Raw genomic sequence first — 24,641 nt, forward strand, 5'->3', positions numbered from 1 at the left:
TCGCCAAACCCCTACCGGGAAGCCGGTAGGGGTTTTTTGTCGTTGTCATTCGGAGGGCGGTGGCGTTAACATGCGGTCGGACTATGGCTTGTCCGAGGTGTGGCAGGCATGATCGTCGGTTAGGATGGCTCGGGTTGGCAGGGGTGGCAGTGGTACCCCGCGGTCGCTAGTTACTGCAGGAAAGCGAAGCACATGGCGTATGAACTCGTATGGGAACCGGAAGGGGTCGTGCGGCGATTCTCGGGGAGCGTTTCGGCCGCCGAGTTCATCAATTCGGTGGAGCGTGTGCAAGGTGATCCGCGTTATGACGACATGCACTATGTCATCAACGATTTCTCCGCTGTGCCGAGCGTCAGCTTCTCCGATGAGACATTTACCGAACTGGCAGTCCTGCATTACGGCGCTTTCGTCTCGAATCCGAATTGCCGGGTCGTCTTCGTGACCACCGACAACATGCTGGCCGGCATGGCGCACCGGATACTGCAGCATGGGCCGGTCATTTCATACCAGACCGAAGTCTTTCCAACCGAGGCCGAGGCCAGGGACTGGCTGGCCAGCCAACCACAGTTGCACCTGATGAGCAACGTGATGGGATTCCGCCTCGACTGAGGCCTTGTGCGGCCAGTTTGGTGGCGCCTTGATCGATGCATCGCGTTGCCGGGGTGGCCGTTTTCCGATTGCCGCAGCGCGGCAGGAGGTGCGCGAAATGCCCTCGATGACAGTTTTCCAGATGCCTTTGGCCGTCTTGCTCGTCGGCTTGGCGACGGGGTTTGCGCCTGTGGCGTGGGCGGCCGATAGTCTGCCGCCGACGCCCGATTACCTTGGCGAAGTCCGGCGGGGCGCGGACGGCCGCTTGTTGGCGCGTCCGGAGCCGACCACGGCGACCCCGGGCAGGGTCGAGGCTGCCACGCTGATTGTCGGTCCCGGCGAGAAAGTCGCCACCTTGACCGAAGCCGCCCGGCTGGCGCGCGATGGCGAGGTGATCGAGGTGCGTCCCGGCACCTATCGTGGCCAGCCGGTGGTGTGGACCCAAAACGACCTGATCATCCGTGGCACCCGTGAGCGTCCGGTCATGCTGGCCGATGGCAGAAGTGCCGAAAGCAAGGGGCTCTGGGTCGTACGCGGCGGCAAGGTGCGCATCGAGAACATCGAATTTCGCGGGGCGCGGGTCCGGGAATCGAATGGTGCCGGTATCCGCTTCGAGAAGGGCAGCCTGACGGTGCACGGCTGCGCTTTCTTCGACAACGAGATGGGCATCCTGACCGCCAATCAGCCGGAAATGTCGCTCACCGTGATCGACAGCGAGTTCGGTGAGGCGCCGCGCCACAAGGGCGACCTGCATCACCTGCTCTACGTCGGCGCGATCGGCAAGTTCGTGTTGCGTGGCAGCCGCTTCTCGAACGGCTATCTTGGCCATCTGGTCAAATCGCGGGCCCGCGAGAATCACATCCTCTACAACATGTTGCTCGATGGGGCGGGTGGCCAGGCCTCCTACGAACTGGAGTTCCCGAACGGCGGCCTCGCTGTCGTGATCGGCAATACCATTGGGCAGAGTGCCGGCACCGACAACCCGCGGCTCGTTTCCTACGGTGCGGAAGGGCCGCGCTGGCCGGAGAACGGGCTGTACATGGCGCACAACACGCTGATCAACGACGCGCCGAGCGGCAATTTCGTCGCCGTGTGGACGGATAAGCTGGGTGTAGCGGTGGACGTCTGGCTGCTCAATAACCTGACGGTCGGCAACGGCGATCTGTTTCAGCCGGCGCAGGGGCGTTTCGATGGCAACCGCCCGGTGCCGCGCGCCGAGTTGGTTGAGGTCGGCGGGGTGCCGCTGCGCTTGACGATGACCTCTCCGCTGCGCGGCAGCATCCGGCCGCCGGGCGAGGCGAATGGTATCGATTTGTTGCCGCGGGCGGAATTCGTCTTCCCGGCCGGCACGCGGCCGATGCCGGTCGGTAGTCGGCTGGCGCCCGGGGCGTTCCAGTAAAGCTTAGAACGCGAACCAGGCCGCTGCAGCGAAGCTGAGGGCCATCGCCCAGCCGGCCAGGCCGCCGAGCAGCATGCGACGGTCGCCCTTGAGGCCAAGCGGAATCATCTCGGTCACCGTGACACGCCGGCCGTAGCGCGCGACGCCTTCTTCCCCGATGCGGATGGCGAGGAGGGCGCAGCCGATGCCAAGCACCAGGCAGGCCCAGGTCGGCCAGTTCACGGGCGGTGGCCCATCGCCTCGCCCAGGCGGATGGGGCGGGTCGGCGTCCATTCCGGGTTGAAAGTCAGTGTGTTCCCCGGGAAGAGCATGACCACCGTCGAGCCGAGCAGGAAGCGGCCCATTTCATCCCCCTTCTTGAGCACGATGTTCTGCTCGTCGTAGCGCCATTCGCGGATCACCCCTGGGCGCGGTGGATTGACCACGCCATGCCAGACAGTCGCCATGCTGCCGACGATGGTGGCGCCGACCAGGGTGAGCACGAAGGGGCCGTGGGCCGATTCAAACACGCAGACGACCCGCTCGTTGCGGGCGAACAGGCCGGGCACGCCGCGTGCCGTGGTCGGATTGACCGAGAATAATGCGCCGGGGATGTAGATCATCCGCGTCAGCCTGCCGTCGCACGGCATGTGGATGCGGTGGTAGTCGCGTGGGCTGAGGTAGAGGGTGGCGAAGCTGCCGTTCTCGAATTGCGCGGCCAGTTGGCGGTCGCCGCCGACCAGGGCGGTGGTCGAGTAGCGATGGCCCTTGGCCTGGAAAATCTGGTCGCGCTCGATGGCGCCGAACTGGCTGATCGCGCCATCCACCGGGCACAGGAAGTCAGCCTCGGCGGGGGGGCGGGCGCCTGCCTTGAGCGGCCGGGTGAAGAATTCGTTGAAGCTCTTGTAACTGGCGATGTCCGGGTTGGCCGCCTCAGCCATGTTGACCTGGTAGCGGTCGACGAACCAGCCGATGACGCGGGTCGTCAGACTGCCGGCCTCGGCCGAGGCCAGTTTGCCGGCGAGGATGGTCAGCGCCTGTTTCGGAATCAGATATTGGGGCAGAACGGCAAGGCGGTCGGACACGGCAGCTTCCAGCGTGGAAAACCCACAATTATACGGGGTCTATTGTCGGCGCCGTCGGATCGGCTGCCTGCGACCAGCGCTCGCGCCGCCATTTCTCGCGCTCGCCATTGGCGCAGAAGGTCCAGGCGACCAGCCGGCTCTGCTTCTGGCCCTGGGTCATCGGCATGATGCGCGATTCGATGACTTTGGCCTTCTTCAGCGCTGCTTCGATATGGACGATGTTGTCGGCCTTGGACACCAGACTGGTGAACCACAGCACGCGCTTCGGAATGCCGGCGCTCTGCTCGATCATCGACTTGACGAAGGCGCGCTCGCCGCCGTTGCACCACAGTTCGGTGCCGCCGCCGCCAAAGTTGAGGCGCGGCTGAGCCGTTCCCTTTTTGGCACCCGGCTTGCCGAGGTTGTTCCACTTGCGCTGGCTGACGGCCAGCACTTCGTCGGGCGAGTTGTGGAAGGGCGGGTTGCAGATCGACAGGTCGAAGCTCTCGCCGGAACGCAGCAGGCCCGTGAAGATGTTGTCCCACACCGGCTGGTGGCGCAGTTCGATGTCGGCGGCCAACTCGGGGTTCTTGCCGAGAATGGCCTGGGCATTGGCCAGCGCGGCTTCGTCGATATCGACACCGAGGAAGGACCAGCCGTACTCGGCGTGGCCGATCAGCGGATAGACCAGATTGGCGCCGGTACCGACATCGAGCACGCGGACCCCGGGACCGGTCGGGATGGTTTTCTTGTTGCAGGTGGCGAGCAGGTCGGCGACGCTATGGATGTAGTCGGCCCGGCCGGGAATCGGCGGGCAGAGGTAGCCAGCCGGAATGTCCCAGCCCTTGACGCCGTAGTGATGCATCAGGATGGCCCGGTTCAGCATCTTGACGGCAGCCGGGTTGGCGAAATCGATGCTCGGCGTACCGGCCGGCGTGGTCTTGATGTACTTGGCCAGGGCGGCCGACGTGGCCGTCAGGGCGGCAAAATCGTAGCCGGCGGCGTTCTTGTTGCGCGGGTGCATGGCGGCTTTCGTGAAAACGGGCCGCCATTGTCCCACGCCTGCGCCATCAATGCTCCCGGCCGTCGATGCGGGGCTGCATCAGGAGCGGGATATACCGCACGGCGAGGATGCCGAAGGCGAGCAGCCAGCAGGTGGCGGAGGCATGGATGCAGGCCAGGTAGGCACCGGGTGCCAATTGCGGCACGACGACGCGGATCGCGAGGGCAGCGATCATCACGTACAGCACGGCGCGGTCGAGGGCGTCGAAAACGACCTTGCGTCCGGTATGCCCTTTCGAGATGCGCATGATCATGGCCGGGATGACGCAGCCCATGGCGCCGAAGGTGAACAGGTGCACCGACACTGAACCGATCCAGACGAAATTCACGAGATGACCGAGAGCCTCGATCAGCAACTGGCCGACGATGGCCAGATAGCCGATGTACATGATGCCGATGTCGATGCGCTTGAAAGCCAGTTGCGGTTTCCAGAAGACGAAACGGATGGCGAGCAGGACGGCGAGGGCGAGCGACAGGCCGGCGGTCAGCGGGCGGGGCAGGAAGGGCTCGACGACAAGCAGCAGGCCGAGCAGCTTGATCGGCATGTCCAGCTTGGGTTGGCGCAGGATCTGGACCTGGAAGACGCCCTTCATGAACTGTGTCAATGTACGCTCCAGCATCACCAGGAAAGCCAGGCGGAACAGGGCGATGGCCATGCCGTAGCCGGCTGTGAAGTTGTTGCCGTAGAGCATCAGGTATTTGGCGATCAGGAAGGCCGGCAACATCAACATGAAGAAGGCGTTATCGCGGTAGCTGTCCTGGCTGCGATAGCGGATCAGCGTCCACAGCAGCATGGCGGCGATCGTTCCGAGGAAGGCGTTGTTGGCCAGCATGGCGAGGGGCAAGGGCCAGTTGCCACCAAAGCCCATGGCCAGGCGTTCGACGATCCAGGCGCCGGCCAGCACCATCAGGGCCGGGCCGTGGTAGCCGCGGATGTTCACCCAGTTCTTGGTCGAGGTCAGCAGAAAACCGCCCAGCACCGCCCAGCCGAAGCCGAAGAACATCTCATGGGCGTGCCACTGGACGGAGGAAAAGGGGGCTGTGGGAGCGGGCAGGATGCCGCTGAAAATCATCGCCCAGAGCAGCGGCAGTGAGAGACCGGCGAGGCAGGCGAGGGCGAAGAAGGGGCGAAAGCCGACGAGCCAGAGCGGGTGAGTGTGTCGAAACATGGGCGAACCAATAGGCGGGTTGTGCAATCGAAGTGGCAAGTTTAGCGACAGTCGGCGTGGTGAAACTTGATTTGACCCCGGGTTGTCACGCATGGCAATGAACAATGGCGTAAAATTCCATCCTTGGCCGAAAGTGAGGGGTTTCTCGGCTGGTTTCCATAAGGACAAAGATGAAGCGTGTGGATGATTTCCGCTTGCGCCTGGGCAAGCACGAGCTCGTGCCGATCATGATCGGCGGCATGGGGGTTGATATTTCGACGGCCGACCTGGCCCTGGAGGCGGCCCGGCTGGGTGGCGTCGGGCATATTTCGGACGCCATGATCAACACCGTGTCCGACCGCCGCTACGACACCAAGCACGTCAAGGAAAAGCTCGCGCTGTACAAGTACAACGTCCTCAATGAAGACAAGTCGCCAGTCAAGTTCGACCTCGGCCGGCTCGAGGAAGCAACCAAGCTGCACGTTGAGGCCACCATGGCCCGCAAGCAGGGCTCCGGCATGGTCTTCATCAACTGCATGGAAAAGCTGACCATGAACGCGCCGAAGGAGACGCTCAAGGTCCGCATGTCCGCTGCGATGGACGCCGGCATCGAAGGGATCACGCTGGCCGCCGGCCTGCATCTCGGCTCCTTTGCATTGATCGAGGACCACCCGCGCTTCCGCGACGTCAAGCTGGGCATCATCGTTTCCTCGGTGCGTGCCCTGCAGCTGTTCCTCAAGAAGAGTGCCCGAACCGGCCGCCTGCCGGACTACGTTGTCGTTGAAGGCCCGCTTGCCGGCGGCCACCTCGGCTTCGGCATGGACTGGGCGCAATACGATCTGGCCACCATCGTCGCTGAAGTGCTGCACTACCTGCGGGAAGAGAAACTGGATATTCCGGTGATCCCGGCCGGCGGTATTTTTACCGGCTCCGATGCCACGGCTTTCCTCGAACAGGGTGCCGCCGGCGTACAGGTGGCGACGCGCTTCACCGTCGCCGAGGAATGCGGCCTGCCGGCGGATGTCAAGCAGGAGTATTTCAAGGCCAGCGAGGATGATATCGAGGTCAACCAGATCTCGCCGACCGGCTATCCGATGCGGATGATCAAATCCAGCCCGGGCATCGGTGACGGTATCCGCCCGAACTGCGAGGCCTACGGCTATCTGCTCGATGCCAACGGCAAGTGCGCCTATATCACCTCATATAACCGCGAGGTGGCGGCTCATCCGGATGCCCGCAAAGTTAAGGTGTGGGACAAGACCTGCCTGTGCACCCACATGCGCAACTTCGATATCTGGACCTGTGGCCAACTCACCTACCGCCTGAAGGATACGACCCGCCGCGCCGAGGATGGCAGTTACCGTATCCTGTCGGCCGAGCACATCTTCAAGGATTACCAGTTCAGCACCGATCAGCAGATCGCCCTGCCTGAAGCCTGAGATCACTCGCGCAGCCGCCTACCAGGCGGCTGCGCTGCAATGGGCCAGGCCGGATTGCCTGGATGAACGTCGCATGTCCCCAACCCCTCTGAACGAACGATTGTCTCGGCCTGGCGCTGCGTGGCGCGGATTCCTCGTCGGCCTGCTGGCCTTGCTGGCCCAGCCAGCCAGCGCTGAAGCCGACTTGCCGTTCAATCTGCAGGGTTTTGGGACGCTTGGCCTGGCTAGGACGACCAGCGATCAGGTCGAATTCGTGCGCGATCTTTCCCAGCCGAGCGGCATCCGGAAGGATTGGGATGGGCGTGCCGACAGTGTATTTGGCCTGCAGGCCACCTGGCAGATTGCGCCGCAACTGAGCGCCGTGGTTCAGGGCAAGGTGAAGTACCACTATGACCGCAGCTACGATCCGCAACTGGCCTGGGCCTTCCTGAAATATGAGCCGACCCCCGAGTGGAGCCTGCGCCTGGGGCGACTGGGGACCGAGTTCTTCATGATGGCCGACTCGCGCTGGGTCGGTTATTCCTTCCTGACCGTGCGTCCGCCGGGAGATTATTTCTGGTACCTGCCCTTCTACAGTATCCATGGTGGCGATGCCGCTTATTCCGTGCCGCTCGGCGATGGTCTGGTCAGGCTCAAGGCTTTCTACGGCGAATCGAACGGCCGGGTACCGCTGGCTGACCGGCAGTGGGACGTCGAAGGCTCGCCGATGTCGGGTGTGTCGGTCGATTACTACCGGGGCGGCTGGCACCTGCGCGCCAGCTACGCCAACATCCGGGCCAGCAACGACCTGCCGATCGCCGGCCTGCTGCAGGCCTATTCGCCCGATCCGGCGGCCTCGGCTGCCTTCCTGGCGACCCGCAACCAGCGCACCGACTACTACTCGCTCGGCGTGGTCTACGATCAGGGCCCCTGGCAAGTCCAGTTCATGCTCAACCGTATCGAACAGGGCAACAATGCCCTGGAAAGTTCGGAGGGCGGCTATCTGCTGGCCGGTTATCGCATCGGCACGGTGACGCCCTATCTCGGTTATTCCTGGGTGCATTCGCGGGCCAACAATCACGACGGCCGCCCGCTTATCGAGCAGCGCATCATCGCCGACTCACATTCCGATCAGACGACCGGCATTGTCGGCGCGCGCTGGGATTTCGCCAGCAACCTGGCGCTCAAGGCCCAGTGGGATGCGATACGCGGTGATGCCTCGTCGATCTTTCCCTATCGAAGCGAGCCGGCATCTGGCCGCTGGTCGGGCCGGATGGATGTCTATTCCGTGACCCTGGACTTCATTTTCTGATCGCATGCCGATCCGTCGCCTGTTCCTTCTCGGCATCGTGTTCTGGCTGCTGGCCCAGCCGGGGGCTCCCCTGCATGCCGAACTGGCAGTCGTCGTCAATGCCCGTTGCGGCGTTGCGGCGATGACGCGCAACGAGGTGATCAACATCTTCTTCGGGCGCAGCCGCCAGTTCTTCAACGGCGTCGAGGCCCAGCCGGTCGATATGCTCGACAGCCATCCTGATCGGGCGCGTTTCTATTACAAGCTGCTCGGCAAGGATCTTTCCGAGGTCAATGCCTATTGGTCACGGCAGGTCTTTTCCGGGCGCGGCCAGCCGCCCGTCAAAGTGGGGAGTTCGGAGGAGGTGCTGAAGTGGGTTACGACGCACCCGGGCGGTATCGGCTTCATCGAGGCGTCCAAAGCGGATGCCCGGGTCAGGGTCGTGCTGGAAATGGCCCATTAGGAATTCCGGTGGGGCATGAACATTGAACTGATCGGCATGGTGATCATCTTCGTGGTCATTGCTGTCATTGTCATCAAAGCAGGGTAATCTCTCCTTGGGCTGCACCAGCCATGGCTCGATGAGCGGCTGGCGTACGCCACACTGACCAAGGAGACAAACCATGCCGAAAAGAATGATCCGCAATCTGCTTGAAGGCCGTGTGCTGGTAACGGCTAGCAAGGAAACGACAGTACGGGTGGCCTGCCGCCTGATGACCGAGCGCCGGATCGGTGCCTTGCTGGTCGTCGAGAACAACCGTATCGCCGGCATCTTCACCGAGCGCGATGCGCTCAACAAGATCCTGTCGGCTGGGCTGGACCCGGATACGACGCAGCTCGGCCAGGTCATGGCGAGTAATCCGCAGACCATCACGGCCGACAAACCCTTGTCCTACGCGCTCTACATGATGGCCGAGGGGGGCTTCCGCCATGTGCCCGTCGTGGACGCCGAGGGGGTGCCAGTCGGCATGGTTTCGGCGCGTGATGCGCTGGGCCAGGATATGGTCGACCTGGAACGTGAGATCAGACACCAGCAGGAACTGGAAACCGCAATCGGTTACTGAGCGAGCGGCCAGCCAAAACGCGCCAGTGTCGCGGCGAATTCGCCGGACACTGGCGTTTTCATGTCCAGGCGCAAGCCGCTGACCGGGTGGTCGAAACCGAGCCTGACGCAGGCGAGCAGCAGGCGCCGACAGCCGAACTGTTCGGCGAAGAAGCGGTTGTGGCGGCCCTTGCCATACGTTGCGTCGCCGATGATCGGGTGGGCGATATGCTTCAGGTGCCGCCGGATCTGGTGGCGGCGGCCGGTGACCGGCTCCACCTCTAGCAGGGCATAGCGACTGCTTGGATAGCGGTCGACGGCAACCGGCAATTCGATTTGGGCCAGTGTGCGGAAATGCGTCAGGGCGGGCTGCGCTTCGTTGTTACTCGCCTCACCCTGGAATTCGTAGGGGTCGCGCTGCCGGGTCAGCGGATGATCGATGCTGCCCGTTGTCGCTGGGTAGCCTCGCACGACGGCCAAGTAGCGTTTGTCGATCCGGCCTTGCTCGAACTGGCGGCCGAGTTGCCCCGCGATTTCTGCAGTCAGTCCAAAGAGCAGTACGCCGGAAGTGCCGCGGTCCAGGCGGTGGGCCGGCCAGACCCGCTGGCCGATCTGGTCGCGCAGGATCTGGATGGCGAAGCGGGTTTCGTGGCGGTCGATTTCCGAACGATGGACGAGCAGGCCGGCCGGTTTGTCGATGACGACGATGTGCTCGTCGCGGTAGAGGATCGGTAGTTGCTCAGCCAAAGAAGCGGCTCTTGGCCTCGTCCGGGACGGCCATGCCGGTGACGTGGGCCCGGTCGAGCAATTCCCAGTAGTAGCGGTAGGAGGCCCGGTCGTGCAACTTGCCGTTATGCTGGATCGGGCCCCAGTCCTTGTCCTGGGCGGCGATCAGGATTTCGGTGGCAGACTGCACTTCCGAGAAATCAGGGCGCATCGCCTCGACGATGGGCATGATCTGGTTCGGATGGATGCTCCACATGCGCAGGTAGCCAAATTCGTTGCGGGCACGTCGCGCGTCGCTGCGGATGATCTCGATGTCCTTCAGTTCGGTCGTCACGTTGTGCGACGGTACAACGCCGCAAGCCAGCGCGGCAGCCGTGATTTCGCATTTGGCGCGGGCGACCAGCGGATGTTCGAACTGCCCCGGGCTCTTCATCGCGCTACCGGGAATGGCGCCGTGATGCCCAGAAACGAAGTCCATCAGGCCGAAATCCAGCGATTCGACCCCGGGCAGGGCGGCGATCTCCCACACCTCACGCAGGGCGCCATGGGTTTCGATCAGGACATGCACTGGAATCTGGCGCTCGATGTTGAGATGCCGCTCGATGGCGCGCAGGGCCTCGATCTGCACCTGCACGTCGCCGGCACTACACGGCTTGGGCAAGGTGATGAAAGGCAGGCGATTACCGGCGATACCAACCAGGATTTCCATGTCCTGCCGCCAGTGCGGATGGCTGACATCATGCACGCGGGCGCCAACCCGGTTGAACCGGTTGTCGTCGCTCATGATCACGCTGGCCGCCATCTCGGCATGTTCCCGCTCGGCGCCGGCATGGGCACCATCCTCGCAGTCGCAGGTGATGTCGAAGATCGGCCCGAGTTCCTTCTGCAACTGCAGCGCCTTGCGCATCAGTTTTTCCGATCCGGCGTAATGATCAACGGCTGGCAGGATGGGGAAGGGCTTTTCGCCAGCGAAAAGGACAGCTTTGGGGTGGCGCATGATGTTTGGGCGGATGAATGAAAAAGGCCGCGGCATTTTACCGCGGCCTTTTGGTGAAGCTAAGAACTAACGCCGGATTACAGCATGCCCTTGACGGCTTCGGCCTCGTCGGTCAGTTCCTTGAGGGTGATATTGATCTTTTCCTGGCTATAGGCATCGATTTCCAGGCCCTGGATGATCTTGTAGGAACCCCCCTTGCATTCGCACGGGAAGCCGAACACGATGCCGGCCGGAATACCGTAGGAGCCGTCGGAAGGAACGCCCATCGTGACCCAGTCATCGGAACCGAGCACCCAGTCACGGATGTGGTCGATGGCGGCATTGGCCGCGGAGGCAGCCGAGGACAGGCCGCGGGCTTCGATGATGGCGGCGCCGCGCTTGCCAACGGTCGGCAGGAAAACGTCGTTGTTCCAGGCGTGATCGTTGATCAGGGCCTTGACGTTGTCGCCGTTCGAGGTGCAGTTACGATAGTCGGCATACATCGTGGGCGAATGGTTGCCCCAGACGGTCAGCTTCTTGAACGAGGAAACCGGACGGCCGGTCTTTTCGGCCAGCTGGGACAGGGCGCGGTTGTGGTCAAGGCGCAGCATGCCATGGTAGTTGGCCGGGTTGGTGCGACCCACCTTCTTGGCGGCAGCGGCAGCGATGTAGGCGTTGGTGTTGCACGGGTTGCCGACGACCAGAACCTTGACGTCTTCCTTGGCGTTTTCGGCAATGGCCTTGCCTTGAACGGTGAAGATGGCGCCGTTGGCGGTCAGCAGATCGGCGCGCTCCATACCCTTGGTGCGGGGGCGGGCGCCAACCAGCAAGCAGACGTCGGCGTCCTTGAAGGCGACGTTCGGATCATCGGTGGCAACCATGCCAGCCAGCAGCGGGAAGGCACAATCGTCCAATTCCATCATGACGCCCTTGACGGCCTGCTGGGCCTGCGGCAGGTCCAGCAACTGGAGGATGACCGGCTGGTCTTTGCCGAGCATTTCGCCGGAGGCGATGCGGAACAGCAGGCTATAACCGATCTGGCCGGCGGCGCCGGTCACGGCAACGCGCATGGGGGCTTTGGACATATGTCGCTCCTGTATTGAAACAGCGTGGTTGAAATTGTGCGGGTCTTGATGTGTGCCGCTTCGTGGTTACCTTGCGTGGCGTGCTGGCACAACAGACTAAAGATGTTAGAAGCTCGGCGTTTTCCTGTCAATTCATCATCTGTCTTATATAAGACAACTTTTCGTGGACGCTCTGGCCGAAATATGCTGAAATTTGCGCCCATGACTCGTGACGTTTCCCGTCCTGCCTCCCGTTTGTCTTCCCCGACCTTTAGCCCACTCTATCGGCAGATCAAGGATTTCCTGATCCGCAGCCTGGAGCAGGGGGAGTGGGGGCCGGGCGATGCCATTCCCAGTGAAGGGGAGTTGGCGGTCCGCTTCAATGTCAGCCAGGGTACGGTGCGCAAGGCCATTGATGAAATGGCTGCTGAGAACATGCTGGTGCGCCGCCAGGGCAAGGGGACCTTTGTTGCGACCCATGACGATCCGCGTTCCTTCTATCGTTTTCTCCGTCTTGTGCCGGATAGCGGGAAGCCCACGCCTACCGTCAGCGACCCTTTCCTCTGTGAAACGATAGCTGCGTCACCGGAGGTGGCGAATGCACTGGGCTTGAGGGCGGGCGAGCGGGTTGTGCATGTCAAGCGCTTGCTGCGCTTCGGTGACGATCCGGTGGTTTTCGACGAAATTTACCTGGTGGCGGATCTTTTTGATGGGTTGTCTCTCGATCGCCTGCGCGGCGGGGAACGTTCGCTCTATAGTTTGTTCGAGAGTGATTTCGGTGTTCGCATGATCAGCGCGGAAGAGCATTTGCGCGCTGTTGCCGCCGATGCGGAGAGTGCTGGTCTGCTTGGCCTCAAGCCGGGTGATCCGCTTCTGTTGGTAGAGCGGACGGCCTATACCTATGGCAATAAGCCGGTCGAGTGGCGCCGGGGTTTGTATTGCACTCGCCGCCACTATTACCGAAACGATCTGGGGTGAGCGAAAGCATACTGACGAATTAGGTCGTAAAGCGCATGGAGTGGCGTGTTCGGCCTGGTTTTGAATGTATAATTACGGTTCTTTTCAAACCACGTACAAGCGGATAACCGCATCTTTACGCGAGGGATGACGTTCATGGCAGAAATGACCATCAAGAAACGTCCAAAAAACTTGGACTTGACCACCATCCGGCTGCCGTTGCCGGGCAAGGTTTCGATTCTTCACCGGGTCAGTGGTGCGGGATTGTTCCTCTGTTTCCCGGTAATGCTTTGGCTCTTCGGCGCCAGCCTGGGTTCTCCTGAAAGCTTCGCCTCCTTCAAGGAGATTGCTGGTCTGCTGCCGGTAAAGGTCATTCTTGCCGGTCTGCTTTGGGCTTTCGTGCATCACTTCTGTGCTGGTATCCGCTTCCTGTTGCTCGATCTGCATGTCGGTATCGAAAAGGAGGCTGCTCGCCAGTCCGCCGCCGTTGTCTTCGCCGTCAGCATTCCGCTGACCTTGATCCTGTGGGGGGTTCTGCTGTGATCAATCGTATCGTTGTCGGTGCCCATTACGGCTTGAAGGACTGGATCGCTCAGCGTGCCACAGCCGTCATCATGGCCGTCTATTCCGTGTTGATCGCCGCCGTTCTGCTGGTTGTTCGCCCCTCCACCTTTGAGGCCTGGCAGGGTGTCTTCGCCAATGGCGTCATCAAGTTCCTGACCTTCCTTTTCTTCGTGAGCCTGTTCTACCACGCCTGGATTGGCGTGCGTGACATCTGGATGGACTACGTGAAGCCGACGGGCCTGCGCCTGACTCTGCACGTTGTGACCATTGCTGCGCTGGTGGGTTACACCGCGTGGGCTGCTGCGATTCTCTGGAGGCTGTAAGCGTGAGTATTCCTGTTCTGAAGTTTGACGCAGTCATCGTCGGTGCCGGTGGCGCCGGTCTGCGTTCCGCGATCCAATTGTCCGAAGCCGGTCTGAAGACCGCCGTCCTCTCCAAGGTCTTCCCGACCCGCTCCCATACTGTTGCTGCTCAGGGTGGTGTTGCCGCCTCGCTCGGTAACTCCGAGGAAGATCACTGGCACTGGCACATGTACGATACCGTCAAGGGTTCCGACTGGCTCGGCGACCAGGACGCGATCGAGTTCATGGTGCGCAAGGCCAATGAATGCGTCGTCGAGCTTGAGCATTACGGCATGCCGTTCGACCGTACCGATAACGGCAAGATCTACCAGCGCCCGTTCGGCGGCCACATGTCGAACTTCGGCGAGAAGCCGGTGCGTCGTTCTTGCGCCGCGGCTGACCGTACCGGTCACGCCATGCTGCACGCCATGTATCAGCGCAACGTCAAGGCCAACACTCAGTTCTTCGTGGAGTGGATGGCGCTCGACCTGATCCGCGATAGTGAAGGTCATGTCGTCGGTGTGACCGCCATGGAAATGGAAACCGGCCAGGTCGTCATCTTCCATACCCGCGCTACCATTTTTGCGACCGGCGGTGCTGGCCGTATCTTCTACTCTTCCACCAATGCCTTCATCAACACCGGTGACGGCCTGGGTATGGCGGCGCGTGCCGGCATTCCGCTGGAAGACATGGAATTCTGGCAGTTCCACCCGACCGGCGTGGCCGGTGCCGGCGTGCTGATCACCGAAGGCGTGCGCGGCGAAGGCGGCATCCTGCGTAACAGCAGCAAGGAACGCTTCATGGAGCGCTACGCCCCGAACGCCAAGGATCTGGCTTCGCGCGACGTGGTTTCCCGTGCCATGACCACCGAAATCAACGAAGGTCGCGGCTGTGGCGTCAACAAGGACTACGTCCTGCTCGATATTACCCACCTCGATCCGAACACCATCATGAAGCGCCTGCCGGGTATCCGTGAAATCGGCCTGCAGTTTGCTGGTGTCGACTGCATCAAGGAGCCGCTGCCGGTTGTACCGACCTGTCACTACCAGATGGGCGGTATCCCGACCCATTATTCCGGTCGCGTCGTCATGCCGCAGAATGGCGATCCCAATGCCGTCGTTCCGGGCTTTTACGCCGCTGGCGAGTGTGCCTGTGCCTCGGTGCACGGTGCCAATCGCCTGGGAACCAACTCCCTGCTTGACCTGCTTGTCTTCGGCAAGTCGGCCGGCGATTCCGCCGTGGAAGACCTCAAGGCTGGTAAGGCTCACCGCGAGTTGCCGAAGAATGCCGCCGAACAGTCGCTTGCTCGCGTTTCCGCGATCGATAACCGCAAGGGTGGCGCCAACGTGCATGAAACCCGCTTGGCCATGCAGCGTACGATGCAGGCCCATGCTGGCGTGTTCCGTTTCGGCGACCTGCTGAAGAGTGGCGTCGACAAGATTCTCGAGATCGAAAAGGCTGCTCGCCAGCTTGAGATCAAGGATAAGTCGATGGCCTGGAATACGGCGCGTACCGAAGCCCTTGAAATGGAAAACCTGATCGAGGTCGCCAAGGCTACCATGCTCTCCGCCGAGGCTCGCAAGGAATCTCGTGGTGCCCATGTTCGTGACGATGCACCGGATACCCCGGAATTCCCGAACGGTCGTAACGATGCCGAATGGCTGAAGCACACCCTGTTCAATCCGGTAGATAACAGCATCAGCTACAAGCCGGTGAACATGCAGCCGCTGACCGTCGAAACCATCGCGCTGAAGACGCGCTCGTACTAATCGGAGAAGAACATGAGCAAACGCATGGTTCAATTCAGCATCTATCGCTACGATCCGGACAAGGATGACGCGCCGTACATGCAGGATATTTCGGTTGAGCTCGAGCCGACCGATCGCAAGCTGCTGGACGCGCTGACAAAACTGAAGGCCAAGGACGACACGCTGTCCTATCGTCGCTCCTGCCGCGAAGGCGTCTGTGGTTCCGATGCCATGAACATCAATGGCAAGAATGGCCTGGCTTGTCTGACCGATATCGACGAACTGAAGCAGCCGGTCGTTCTGCGTCCGTTGCCGGGCCTGCCGGTTATTCGCGACCTGATCGTCGACATGACCCAGTTCTTCAAGCAGTACCACTCGATCAAGCCGTACCTGATCAACAATGATCCGCCGCCGGAGCGTGAGCGTCTGCAGTCGCCGGAAGATCGTGAGGAACTGAACGGTCTGTACGAATGCATCCTGTGTGCCTGCTGCTCCACGTCTTGCCCGTCGTTCTGGTGGAACCCGGACAAGTTCGTCGGCCCGGCCGGCTTGCTGGCGGCTTACCGCTTCATCGCCGATACGCGCGACCAGGCAACCAACGAGCGCCTCGACAACCTGGAGGATCCGTATCGCCTGTTCCGTTGCCATACCATCATGAACTGCGTTGACGTGTGCCCGAAGGGTCTGAACCCGACGAAGGCCATCGGCAAGATCAAGGACATGATGGTCCGTCGCGCCGTCTGATGGAGCGCGCGGATTACGAACGTCTGCGTTGGCGTTGTATCCGGCGGGCTTTACTCGAGCTGGATATCACGCTGACGCGCTTTCTCGATACAGGGTTCGATCGTTTGTCCGAGGAGGAAAAGCAGGTGTTCGTGGAATTGGCAAACATGGAGGATCATGAGCTCTGGTACTGGCTGAGTGGTCAGACCGAGTGCGATGATCCTCGCTTCGCACCCATTGTGGCTGCGATTCGTAAGAGTTGAGTAAGGTTGATGTTCTAATTTGGGAACGTTTACCGCTTTTTGGCAGTGCAGTGACAACCAACACCTGTAAAGGGAAGACACCATGACGACCGAACGCAAGGCAACTTTGACAATCGATGGACAGGCTCCCGTCGATTTCCCGATCATGTCCCCGACGCACGGCAACGATTGCGTCGATATTCGTACGCTCGGTGGCAAGACCGGTTTGTTTACCTACGACTCCGGTTTTCTCTCCACCGCCAGCTGCAAGTCGAAAATCACTTTCATCGACGGCGACAAGGGTGAGTTGCTGTACCGCGGCTACCCGATCGAACAGCTGGCCGAACAGTGCAACTTCCTGGAAGTCGCGTACCTGCTGAAGAACGGTGAGTTGCCCAACGTCAGCCAGAAGTCCAGCTTTGAAAACACCATCAAGAAGCACACGATGGTGCATGAGCAGCTTGCCAAGTTCTACTCGGGCTTCCGCCGTGATGCCCACCCGATGGCCGTCATGACGGGTGTCGTCGGTGCCTTGTCTGCGTTCTACCATGACGCGATGGACTTCTCGGATGCTGAGCACCGCAACGTCAGTTTCATCCGCCTGGTCGCCAAGATGCCGACCATCGTCGCCATGGCCTACAAGTACAACACGGGTGCGCCGTTCATGTACCCGGACAACGAGTTGGACTACGCCTCGAATTTCATGCGCATGATGTTCGGCAACCCGTGCGAAAAGTATGTCGCCAATCCGGTCCTGGCGCGCGCCCTCGACATCATCTTCACGCTGCATGCCGATCACGAGCAGAATGCCTCGACCTCGACCGTCCGCCTGGCCGGTTCGTCGGGTGCCAATCCGTTCGCCTGTATCGCCGCCGGTATCGCCTGCCTGTGGGGCCCGGCGCACGGTGGTGCGAACGAGGCCTGTTTGCAGATGCTGGAAGAAATCGGCGACGTTTCCCGTGTCGGCGAGTACATCAAGCGTGCCAAGGATAAGAATGATTCCTTCAAGCTGATGGGTTTCGGTCACCGCGTCTACAAGAACTTCGATCCGCGCGCCAAGCTGATGCGCAAGGTGTGCGACGATGTGTTGCAAGAACTGGGCCTCGAAAACGACCGCCTCTTCAAGCTGGCCAAGGAGCTCGAAAAGATCGCCCTGGAAGACCAGTACTTTGTCGAGAAGAAGCTCTACCCGAACGTCGACTTCTACTCCGGTATCGTTCAGAAGGCGATCGGCATCCCGACCGAGATGTTCACCTGCATCTTTGCACTGGCCCGTACGGTAGGCTGGATGACGCAGTGGGAAGAGATGATCACCGATCCGGAATACAAGATCGGCCGTCCGCGGCAGCTGTACATCGGCGCGGCGAAGCGCGACGTCGTACCGCTCGCCCAACGCGGCTAAAGAAAAAATTGGGCGGCCGTGTGGCCGCCCTTTTTTTACCTGCGGAGATTTGTAGCACCGCACATGTAGCTACGAATGAAAAAAATACCCTAGAGGGGATGCCTATGACAACGATGAACCAATTGTTCGACAGCACGATGTATTTCGGCGGCAACGCGCCGTTCGTCGAAGAGCTGTATGAGAACTACCTGAATGATCCAACTTCGGTCGACGCCGAATGGCGTGATTATTTCGACCGTCTGGCCCAGATGCCGGGTTATGTCGCCCGCGATGTCGCACACGCGCCGGTGATCGCTGCTTTTGCCGAATTGGCCAAGGACGGTGGTTTCCGCCCTGCGGCTCCGGCCTCGTCGGCGACCGAGCACAAGAAGCAGTCCGCCGTCGGCCAAATGGTCACTGCCTACCGCTCGCTCGGTACGCGCTGGGCCGATCTCGACCCGCTGAAGCGTCTACCCCGTCCGAAGATCGACGAACTGGAGCCGTCCTTCTATGGCTTTACCGACGCCGATCTCAACCAGACCTTCAGTGTCGGTTCCCTCAAGGGCCTGCCGGACAACGCCAAGCTCGGCGATATTCTGGAGACCCTGAAACAGACGTACTGCGGCACCGTGGGTGTCGAGTACATGTACATGACGGATTACAACGAGAAGCGCTGGCTGCAGGAGCGCCTGGAAAGCATCCGCTCCCGTCCGTCCTACAACGCTGATCAGAAGAAGCGCATCCTGGAGCGCCTGACTGCCGCAGAAACGCTGGAGCGTTACCTGCACACCAAGTACGTCGGTCAGAAGCGTTTTTCGCTTGAAGGCGGTGAGTCGCTGATCGTCTCCATGGACGAAGCCGTCCGTACCGGTGGTAGCCTGGGTCTCGACGAAATCGTCGTCGGCATGGCGCACCGCGGGCGCCTGAACGTCCTGGTCAATACCCTGGGCAAGGCACCGTCCATGCTGTTTGCCGAGTTCGAGGGCAAGAAGAAAAGCGACCTGACGGCCGGTGACGTCAAGTACCACATGGGCTTCTCGTCCGACGTCTCGACCCCGGGAGGTCCCTGCCACCTGACGCTGGCCTTCAATCCGTCGCACCTGGAGATCGTCAATCCGGTCGTCGAAGGCTCGGTCTATGCCCGTCAGGTTCGCCGTGGCGAAGGTGCCAAAACCAAGGTTATGCCTATCCTTGTCCATGGCGATGCCGCCGTGGCCGGTCAGGGTGTCAACCAGGAAATGCTCAACTTCGCGCAGACCCGTGGTTATGGCGTTGGTGGCACCTTGCACATCGTTGTGAACAACCAGGTCGGCTTTACTACCTCCGATCCGCGCGACTATCGTTCGGGCCACTACTGCACCGACATCTTCAAGATGGTCGATGCGCCGATCTTCCACGTCAATGGCGACGATCCGGAGGCCGTGGCACTGGTGACCCAGATTGCGGTGGAGTACCGCCAGAAGTTCCAGAAAGATGTCGTTATCGACATCATCTGCTTCCGCAAGCTCGGCCACAACGAGCAGGATGAGCCGATGGTCACCCAGCCGTTGATGTACAAGATCATCTCCAAGCATCCGGGTACCCGCAAACTCTATGGTGACAAGCTGGTGGCCGAAGGGGTCTTGCCGGCCGATGGTCCGGAGCAGATGATCAAGGAGTTCCGCGAGCACCTCGACAAGGGTGAATTGCTCTACAACCCGGTGCTGGCAGGTTACAAGCATCCGATGACCATCGACTGGACCCCGTTCCTAACCAAGCAGTACATCGAGACATGCGACACCAGCGTACCGAAGGCTGAACTGCAGCGTCTGGCCAAGCGCCTGACCGATATCCCGGAGGGGTTCTCGCTCCATTCGCGCGTCAAGAAAATCGTCGAGGATCGCGCCGCGATGGGTGAGGGCAAGCTGCCGGTGGACTGGGGTATGGCCGAGAATCTGGCCTACGCCTCGTTGCTGGTTTCCGGTTATGGAGTACGCATTTCCGGTGAGGATGTCGGTCGTGGCACCTTCTTCCATCGCCATGCTGCCTTCCATGACCAGAACCGCACCAGCTGGGATGCCGGCACCTACCATCCGCTGAAGAATCTGCAGGAGAAGCAGGCCGGCTTCCAGTGCTACGACTCCGTCCTGTCGGAAGAGGCCGTGCTCGCCTTCGATTACGGTTACGCTTCGGCCAACCCGTACGAACTGGTGATCTGGGAAGGTCAGTTCGGCGACTTCGCCAACGGTGCCCAGGTCGTGATTGATCAGTTCATCGCCTCCGGCGAAGCCAAATGGGGTCGTGCCTGTGGCTTGGTCATGCTATTGCCGCACGGCTATGAAGGCCAAGGCCCGGAACACTCTTCCGCCCGTCCGGAGCGCTTCATGCAGCTTTGCGCCGAGATGAACATGGAAGTCTGCGTGCCGACCTCGGCTGCCCAGGTCTTCCACATGCTGCGCCGCCAGGCAGTCCGCATGCAGCGCAAGCCGCTGATCGTCATGTCGCCGAAGTCGCTGTTGCGTCACAAGGATGCCTGCTCGTCGCTGGACGAACTGGCCAACGGCGAATTCAAGCGCGTCATCGGCGAAGTGGATGATCTGGACCCGAAGAAGGTCAAGCGTGTCATCCTGTGTTGCGGCAAGGTCTACTACGATCTGGTCAATGCACGTCGCGAAAAGGGAATCAAGGATATCGCCATCGTTCGCATGGAGCAGCTCTATCCCTTCCCGAAGGCCTCGCTGGAAGTCGAACTGGCCAAGTATCCGAAGGCGACCGAAATCGTCTGGTGCCAGGAAGAGCCGCGTAACCAAGGGGCCTGGTACTGGATCGCTTCCCGCCACCATCTCGACACCCAGCTCGGGGCCAAGCAGAAGATGCTGCTGGTTTCCCGCCCGGCATCGTCGTCTCCGGCGGTTGGCTATCTGGCCAAGCACAACGAGCAACAAAAGGCACTGATCGAGTCCGCCCTGGGCAAGATCGAGTACTGATAACTACAGCAGAGTGGAGTAACCATGAGCATTATCGAAGTTCAAGTCCCCCAGTTGTCCGAGTCCGTCGCCGAAGGCACGCTGGCATCGTGGAAGAAGAAGATTGGCGAAGCCGTTGCTCGCGATGAAATCCTGATCGATATCGAGACCGACAAGGTTGTGCTGGAAGTCCCGTCGCCGGGTGCTGGCGTACTGGTCGAAATCATCAAGGGTGATGGCGAAACCGTTGTTTCCGGCGAGTTGATCGCCCGGATCGACACCGCTGCAACCGCAGGTGCCGCCGCCCCGGCCGCCGAAGCGCCGAAGGCTGCTGCTCCGGCACCGGCTGCTGCCGCCCCGGCCGCTGCGGCGGGTACGGCCAGCCCGGCTGCCCGCAAGATCCTTGACGAGAAGGGCATTGCTGCCGCTGACGTCGCTGGTTCCGGTCGTGGTGGTCGCGTCACCAAGGAAGATGCCGTTGCCGCTGCGCCGAAGGCCATCCCGGCTTCGCCGGCTGCCCAGCCGGCTGCAGCCATCGCTGCGCCGGCCACCAACGTTGCCTTGGGCGAGCGCACCGAGCAACGCGTGCCGATGACCCGCCTGCGTGCCCGTATCGCCGAGCGCCTGCTGCAATCCCAGCAGACCAACGCCATCCTGACCACGTTCAACGAAGTGAACATGGCGCCGATCATGGCCCTGCGCAAGCAGTACGGCGAGAAGTTCGAAAAGACCCACGGCGTTCGCCTCGGCTTCATGGGTTTCTTCGTCAAGGCCGCTTGCGCTGCCCTGCAGAAGTTCCCGATCCTGAATGCTTCGGTCGACGGTAACGACATCGTCTATCACGGCTTTATCGACATCGGTATTGCCGTCGGTTCGCCGCGCGGCCTGGTTGTGCCGATCATCCGTAACGCTGACCAGATGAGCATCGCCGAAATCGAGAAGCAGATCGCCGACTTCGGTGCCAAGGCCAAGGATGGCAAGATTTCCATCGAGGACCTGACTGGCGGCACCTTCTCCATCTCCAACGGCGGTATCTTCGGCTCGATGATGTCGACCCCGATCATCAACCCGCCGCAGTCCGCCATCCTCGGTATTCACGCCACCAAGGATCGTGCCGTGGTCGAGAACGGTCAGATCGTCGTCCGTCCGATGAACTACCTCGCCATGTCCTATGATCACCGCATCATCGACGGCCGCGAAGCCGTCCTCGGTCTGGTGACCATGAAGGAAGCGCTGGAAGATCCGTCCCGCCTGCTGCTCGGCGTCTAATCGACGCTTGCCGGCGCCAGTTCCCTGCACAAGGGCGCTGGCGCCTTTGCACATCTGAATACTGAAAGGTTTACACATGTCCAAGCAATTTGACGTGCTCGTTATCGGTGGCGGCCCCGGCGGTTACATCGCAGCCATTCGCGCTTCCCAACTCGGTTTCTCGGCTGCCTGTGCCGAATCCAATCCCTACGCCGACCCGAAGGGCGAGCCGCGTCTTGGCGGCACCTGCCTGAACGTCGGCTGCATCCCGTCCAAGGCACTGCTGCACACCTCGCACCTGTTCGAAGAAGCCAACCATAGCTTCGAAGCCCAGGGCATCAAGGTCGGCAAGGCCACCATCGATGTGCCGACCATGAAGGCGCGCAAGGATGGCGTGGTCAATCAGCTGACCGGCGGCATCAAGATGCTGCTGAAGAAGAACAAGGTCACTTTCCTGCCGGGGCACGGTTCCTTCGTCGGCAAGGAAGGCGATTACTGGAAGGTCAAGGTTGGCGCCGAGGAAGTGCTGGCCAAGCAGGTCATCGTCGCCACCGGCTCCAAGGCCCGTCACCTGCCGAACGTTGCGGTCGACCAGAAGATCGTCATGGACAACGAAGGTGCCCTGAACCAGGAATCCGTGCCGAAGAAGCTGGCCATCATCGGTGCCGGCGTCATCGGTCTGGAAATGGGTTCGGTCTGGCGTCGCGTCGGTGCCGAAGTCACCATCCTCGAAGCCATGCCTGACTTCCTGGCGGCGGCTGACGTCGATGTCGCCAAGGAAGCCCAGAAGCTGTTCACCAAGCAAGGTCTGAACATCCAGATGGGCGTCAAGATCGGCGACATCAAGACGAGCAAGAAGGGCGTCTCGATCGCTTACGAAGACAAGGACGGCAAGGCCCAGAAGTTGGATGCCGACCGCCTGATCGTCTCCATCGGTCGTATCCCGAACACCGACGGCCTGAATGCCGAAGGCGTTGGCCTCAAGCTCGATGCCCGCGGCTTCGTTGAAGTCGATGGCCACTGCCAGACCAACCTGCCGGGCGTCTGGGCGATTGGCGACGTGGTGCGCGGCCCGATGCTGGCCCACAAGGCTCACGAAGAAGGCGTCATGGTTGCCGAGCTGATGGCTGGCCAGGCCGGTCACTGCAACTTCGACACCATTCCCTGGGTCATCTACACCTCGCCGGAAATCGCCTGGGTCGGCAAGACCGAGCAAGCGCTCAAGGCCGAAGGCGTCGAGTACAAGGTTGGCAAGGTGCCGTTCCTGGCCAACGGCCGTGCCCTGGGCATGGGCGATCCGTCCGGCTTCGTCAAGATGCTGGCCTGCAAGAAGACCGACCGCATCCTTGGCGTGCACATCATCGGCGCCAACGCTTCCGAAATCATCGCCGAAGCCGTTGTTGCGATGGAATTCGGCGGTGCCTCCGAAGACCTGGCCCGTATCTGCCACGCTCACCCGACCCTGTCGGAAACCGTGCATGAAGCCGCATTGGGTTGCGATAAGCGGACGCTGAACTTCTGACCGGTTTCGGTCGAACGACAAAGGCGGGTCATGCACCCGCCTTTTTTATTTATTTGCGAAAATAGACGCTTTTCCCCCGACAGAATCACCGCCGATGCCGCACAAGAAACTCAACGTCGCCGCCCAGGGCATGCTCGACGCCTATACTGCCTTGCTCGATGCCCGGGGCTATGTTGCCGATGCCGCGCAGATGACGGCGGCGACTGCCCTGCAAGCCTTGTATACCAACCTGCTGGCCTTCAAAGTGAACCGGGGGAATACCTTCAAGCGCCTCCTGTCTCCACCCAAGCCGCCGAAAGGCGTGTATTTCTGGGGTGGCGTGGGGCGTGGCAAGAGCTTCCTGATGGATTGCTTCTACGATTCGGTTCCGTACCGCCGCAAGAAGCGCATCCACTTTCACGCCTTCATGCAGCAGATTCATCGCGACCTCGACAAGTACAAGGGGGAGCCTGACCCGATGCTGAAGGTTGCCGAACAGGTGGCCAAGGACGTCCGACTGCTCTGCTTTGACGAATTCCATGTCTCCGACATTGCCGATGCGATGATTCTTGGCCGACTGATGGATGGCCTGTTCGCCAAGGGGGTCATCATCGTGATGACTTCGAACTACCCGCCGGACCTGCTCTACCCGAACGGCCTGCATCGCGAGAGCTTTCTGCCGACGATTGCCCTGCTGAAGAAGCATCTTGACGTGTTCGAGGTCGAGGCCGGTATTGACTACCGCTTGCGGGCGCTGGAGCAGGTCGAGATCTACCACTATCCCTCGGACGACGCGGCCGAAGCCAAGATGCTGGAGTACTTCAGGATGGTGGCTGGCGAGGAAGGCAGGAAGGGCGGGCATATCGAGGTGCTGGGGCGCAACATCGACACCATCCGGCGCGGCAACGGGGTGATCTGGTTCGATTTTCGTACCCTCTGCGGCGGACCGCGTTCGCAGAACGATTACCTCGAAGTATCGCGCAGCTACCACACCGTGCTGCTGTCGCACATTCCGAAGATGACCGTGCACCAGGCTTCGGAGGCCCGGCGCTTTACCTGGCTGGTCGATGTCTTCTACGATCACAAGGTCAAACTGATCGCCACCGCCGACTGTGCGGCCGAGGATCTCTATACCGAGGGCACCCAGGCCAGCGAGTTCAAGCGGACGGTCAGTCGCCTGACCGAAATGAATTCCAAGGAATACCTGGCCTTGCCGCATATTCCGTCCGAATGA

24 protein-coding genes are annotated in these 24,641 nt (G+C 61.1%); 17 read left to right on the top strand and 7 right to left on the bottom strand.

The genetic code is table 11. The annotated features are described in order from the left end of the window. Window positions 1-192 precede the first annotated feature (192 nt). Together K420_RS0110825 and K420_RS0110830 are read left to right on the top strand one after the other, a co-directional pair. Window positions 193-609: an STAS/SEC14 domain-containing protein gene (locus K420_RS0110825; RefSeq protein ID WP_027458077.1), complete on the top strand. Its 417-nt coding sequence runs from the start codon at window positions 193-195 to the stop codon at window positions 607-609. A 97-nt stretch (window positions 610-706) separates the two neighbouring features. After that, on the top strand, window positions 707-1,987 hold the full coding sequence (locus K420_RS0110830; protein WP_232422764.1) for a right-handed parallel beta-helix repeat-containing protein: 1,281 nt from the start codon (window positions 707-709) through the stop codon (window positions 1,985-1,987). A 3-nt stretch (window positions 1,988-1,990) separates the two neighbouring features. Here the strand turns inward: K420_RS0110830 and K420_RS0110835 are convergent, their stop codons facing one another. The 4 genes from K420_RS0110835 to K420_RS0110850 are packed head-to-tail and all read right to left on the bottom strand — an operon-like array spanning window position 1,991 to window position 5,261. Further along, a complete protein-coding gene (locus K420_RS0110835) occupies window positions 1,991-2,209 on the bottom strand; it encodes a hypothetical protein (RefSeq protein ID WP_027458079.1) in 219 nt (72 codons plus the stop codon). Next, a complete protein-coding gene (asd, locus tag K420_RS0110840) occupies window positions 2,206-3,051 on the bottom strand; it encodes an archaetidylserine decarboxylase (protein ID WP_027458080.1) in 846 nt (281 codons plus the stop codon). The genes K420_RS0110835 and asd overlap by 4 nt, the downstream gene beginning before the upstream one ends. A 28-nt stretch (window positions 3,052-3,079) precedes the next feature. After that, on the bottom strand, window positions 3,080-4,054 hold the full coding sequence (rlmF, locus tag K420_RS18765) for a 23S rRNA (adenine(1618)-N(6))-methyltransferase RlmF (RefSeq protein WP_051453081.1): 975 nt from the start codon (window positions 4,052-4,054) through the stop codon (window positions 3,080-3,082). 46 nt (window positions 4,055-4,100) lie between these two features. Next, on the bottom strand, window positions 4,101-5,261 hold the full coding sequence (locus K420_RS0110850; protein ID WP_027458081.1) for an NnrS family protein: 1,161 nt from the start codon (window positions 5,259-5,261) through the stop codon (window positions 4,101-4,103). A 170-nt stretch (window positions 5,262-5,431) separates the two neighbouring features. Between K420_RS0110850 and K420_RS0110855 the strand changes: the two genes are divergently transcribed. The 4 genes from K420_RS0110855 to K420_RS0110870 all read left to right on the top strand — a co-directional run bounded on the left by K420_RS0110855 (window position 5,432) and on the right by K420_RS0110870 (window position 9,013). After that, window positions 5,432-6,679, top strand: a complete 1,248-nt coding sequence (locus tag K420_RS0110855) for a nitronate monooxygenase (RefSeq protein ID WP_027458082.1) — start codon at window positions 5,432-5,434, stop codon at window positions 6,677-6,679. Window positions 6,680-6,752: 73 nt separating this feature from the next. Then, complete coding sequence (locus K420_RS0110860; protein ID WP_157275065.1) at window positions 6,753-7,970, top strand: porin; 1,218 nt, start codon at window positions 6,753-6,755, stop codon at window positions 7,968-7,970. Between the two features lie 4 nt (window positions 7,971-7,974). Beyond that, the gene (locus K420_RS0110865) at window positions 7,975-8,412 is read left to right on the top strand and encodes a hypothetical protein (RefSeq protein ID WP_051453082.1); all 438 of its coding nucleotides are present in this window, start codon (window positions 7,975-7,977) and stop codon (window positions 8,410-8,412) included. Window positions 8,413-8,572: 160 nt separating this feature from the next. Then, the gene (locus tag K420_RS0110870; RefSeq protein WP_027458085.1) at window positions 8,573-9,013 is read left to right on the top strand and encodes a CBS domain-containing protein; all 441 of its coding nucleotides are present in this window, start codon (window positions 8,573-8,575) and stop codon (window positions 9,011-9,013) included. On the opposite strand, the gene K420_RS0110875 is transcribed toward K420_RS0110870, so the two are convergent. The 3 genes from K420_RS0110875 to K420_RS0110885 form a co-directional block, all read right to left on the bottom strand. Further along, complete coding sequence (locus tag K420_RS0110875; protein WP_027458086.1) at window positions 9,007-9,738, bottom strand: tRNA pseudouridine(65) synthase TruC; 732 nt, start codon at window positions 9,736-9,738, stop codon at window positions 9,007-9,009. The two genes, K420_RS0110870 and K420_RS0110875, sit on opposite strands and share 7 nt — an antisense overlap. Then, window positions 9,731-10,714, bottom strand: a complete 984-nt coding sequence (locus K420_RS0110880; RefSeq protein WP_027458087.1) for an HpcH/HpaI aldolase/citrate lyase family protein — start codon at window positions 10,712-10,714, stop codon at window positions 9,731-9,733. Before K420_RS0110880 ends, K420_RS0110875 begins: the two co-directional genes overlap by 8 nt. A gap of 77 nt (window positions 10,715-10,791) precedes the next feature. After that, complete coding sequence (locus tag K420_RS0110885; protein ID WP_027458088.1) at window positions 10,792-11,778, bottom strand: malate dehydrogenase; 987 nt, start codon at window positions 11,776-11,778, stop codon at window positions 10,792-10,794. Window positions 11,779-11,979: 201 nt separating this feature from the next. Between K420_RS0110885 and K420_RS0110890 the strand changes: the two genes are divergently transcribed. The 11 genes from K420_RS0110890 (at window position 11,980) to zapE (ending at window position 24,641) form a co-directional block, all read left to right on the top strand. Next, a complete protein-coding gene (locus K420_RS0110890; RefSeq protein ID WP_051453284.1) occupies window positions 11,980-12,735 on the top strand; it encodes a GntR family transcriptional regulator in 756 nt (251 codons plus the stop codon). A gap of 135 nt (window positions 12,736-12,870) precedes the next feature. Further along, window positions 12,871-13,257 (top strand): succinate dehydrogenase, cytochrome b556 subunit, encoded by a 387-nt coding sequence (gene sdhC, locus K420_RS0110895; RefSeq protein ID WP_027458090.1) that lies wholly within the window; start codon window positions 12,871-12,873, stop codon window positions 13,255-13,257. Next, window positions 13,254-13,601: a succinate dehydrogenase, hydrophobic membrane anchor protein gene (gene sdhD, locus K420_RS0110900; RefSeq protein WP_027458091.1), complete on the top strand. Its 348-nt coding sequence runs from the start codon at window positions 13,254-13,256 to the stop codon at window positions 13,599-13,601. Before sdhC ends, sdhD begins: the two co-directional genes overlap by 4 nt. A gap of 2 nt (window positions 13,602-13,603) precedes the next feature. Next, window positions 13,604-15,388, top strand: coding sequence for a succinate dehydrogenase flavoprotein subunit (sdhA, locus tag K420_RS0110905; RefSeq protein WP_027458092.1), 1,785 nt, complete (start codon window positions 13,604-13,606; stop codon window positions 15,386-15,388). A 12-nt stretch (window positions 15,389-15,400) separates the two neighbouring features. Beyond that, complete coding sequence (locus K420_RS0110910; RefSeq protein ID WP_027458093.1) at window positions 15,401-16,111, top strand: succinate dehydrogenase iron-sulfur subunit; 711 nt, start codon at window positions 15,401-15,403, stop codon at window positions 16,109-16,111. Continuing rightward, window positions 16,111-16,353, top strand: a complete 243-nt coding sequence (locus tag K420_RS0110915; RefSeq protein WP_027458094.1) for an FAD assembly factor SdhE — start codon at window positions 16,111-16,113, stop codon at window positions 16,351-16,353. Before K420_RS0110910 ends, K420_RS0110915 begins: the two co-directional genes overlap by 1 nt. A gap of 82 nt (window positions 16,354-16,435) precedes the next feature. Further along, window positions 16,436-17,734, top strand: a complete 1,299-nt coding sequence (gene gltA / locus K420_RS0110920) for a citrate synthase (RefSeq protein WP_027458095.1) — start codon at window positions 16,436-16,438, stop codon at window positions 17,732-17,734. A 98-nt stretch (window positions 17,735-17,832) separates the two neighbouring features. Beyond that, window positions 17,833-20,679 carry a 2-oxoglutarate dehydrogenase E1 component gene (locus tag K420_RS0110925; RefSeq protein ID WP_027458096.1) on the top strand — a complete coding sequence of 949 codons (2,847 nt, stop codon included), beginning with the start codon at window positions 17,833-17,835 and terminating at the stop codon, window positions 20,677-20,679. Window positions 20,680-20,703: 24 nt separating this feature from the next. Further along, window positions 20,704-21,927, top strand: a complete 1,224-nt coding sequence (gene odhB, locus K420_RS0110930) for a 2-oxoglutarate dehydrogenase complex dihydrolipoyllysine-residue succinyltransferase (RefSeq protein ID WP_027458097.1) — start codon at window positions 20,704-20,706, stop codon at window positions 21,925-21,927. A 76-nt stretch (window positions 21,928-22,003) separates the two neighbouring features. Next, entirely contained in the window at window positions 22,004-23,428 is a 1,425-nt protein-coding gene (gene lpdA / locus K420_RS0110935) for a dihydrolipoyl dehydrogenase (RefSeq protein ID WP_027458098.1), read from the top strand. Between the two features lie 94 nt (window positions 23,429-23,522). Next, window positions 23,523-24,641 (top strand): cell division protein ZapE, encoded by a 1,119-nt coding sequence (zapE, locus tag K420_RS0110940; protein ID WP_027458099.1) that lies wholly within the window; start codon window positions 23,523-23,525, stop codon window positions 24,639-24,641.

This window comes from Dechloromonas agitata is5 (assembly GCF_000519045.1).
Classification (GTDB): domain Bacteria; phylum Pseudomonadota; class Gammaproteobacteria; order Burkholderiales; family Rhodocyclaceae; genus Azonexus; species Azonexus agitatus.

Excerpts from the sequence above, each read along its gene's own strand:
- K420_RS0110870 (WP_027458085.1), top strand. The coding sequence starts at position 8,573 with ATGCCGAAAAGAATGATCCGCAATCTGCTTGAAGGCCGTGTGCTGGTA.
- K420_RS0110865 (WP_051453082.1), top strand. The coding sequence starts at position 7,975 with ATGCCGATCCGTCGCCTGTTCCTTCTCGGCATCGTGTTCTGGCTGCTG.
- K420_RS0110880 (WP_027458087.1), bottom strand. The coding sequence starts at position 10,714 with ATGCGCCACCCCAAAGCTGTCCTTTTCGCTGGCGAAAAGCCCTTCCCC.
- odhB (WP_027458097.1), top strand. The coding sequence starts at position 20,704 with ATGAGCATTATCGAAGTTCAAGTCCCCCAGTTGTCCGAGTCCGTCGCC.
- K420_RS0110910 (WP_027458093.1), top strand. The coding sequence starts at position 15,401 with ATGAGCAAACGCATGGTTCAATTCAGCATCTATCGCTACGATCCGGAC.
- K420_RS0110925 (WP_027458096.1), top strand. The coding sequence starts at position 17,833 with ATGCCTATGACAACGATGAACCAATTGTTCGACAGCACGATGTATTTC.
- zapE (WP_027458099.1), top strand. The coding sequence starts at position 23,523 with ATGCCGCACAAGAAACTCAACGTCGCCGCCCAGGGCATGCTCGACGCC.
- K420_RS0110855 (WP_027458082.1), top strand. The coding sequence starts at position 5,432 with ATGAAGCGTGTGGATGATTTCCGCTTGCGCCTGGGCAAGCACGAGCTC.
- sdhC (WP_027458090.1), top strand. The coding sequence starts at position 12,871 with ATGGCAGAAATGACCATCAAGAAACGTCCAAAAAACTTGGACTTGACC.
- lpdA (WP_027458098.1), top strand. The coding sequence starts at position 22,004 with ATGTCCAAGCAATTTGACGTGCTCGTTATCGGTGGCGGCCCCGGCGGT.
- K420_RS0110850 (WP_027458081.1), bottom strand. The coding sequence starts at position 5,261 with ATGTTTCGACACACTCACCCGCTCTGGCTCGTCGGCTTTCGCCCCTTC.
- gltA (WP_027458095.1), top strand. The coding sequence starts at position 16,436 with ATGACGACCGAACGCAAGGCAACTTTGACAATCGATGGACAGGCTCCC.
- K420_RS0110860 (WP_157275065.1), top strand. The coding sequence starts at position 6,753 with ATGTCCCCAACCCCTCTGAACGAACGATTGTCTCGGCCTGGCGCTGCG.
- K420_RS0110830 (WP_232422764.1), top strand. The coding sequence starts at position 707 with ATGCCCTCGATGACAGTTTTCCAGATGCCTTTGGCCGTCTTGCTCGTC.
- K420_RS0110890 (WP_051453284.1), top strand. The coding sequence starts at position 11,980 with ATGACTCGTGACGTTTCCCGTCCTGCCTCCCGTTTGTCTTCCCCGACC.
- K420_RS0110825 (WP_027458077.1), top strand. The coding sequence starts at position 193 with ATGGCGTATGAACTCGTATGGGAACCGGAAGGGGTCGTGCGGCGATTC.
- K420_RS0110885 (WP_027458088.1), bottom strand. The coding sequence starts at position 11,778 with ATGTCCAAAGCCCCCATGCGCGTTGCCGTGACCGGCGCCGCCGGCCAG.
- rlmF (WP_051453081.1), bottom strand. The coding sequence starts at position 4,054 with ATGCACCCGCGCAACAAGAACGCCGCCGGCTACGATTTTGCCGCCCTG.
- K420_RS0110915 (WP_027458094.1), top strand. The coding sequence starts at position 16,111 with ATGGAGCGCGCGGATTACGAACGTCTGCGTTGGCGTTGTATCCGGCGG.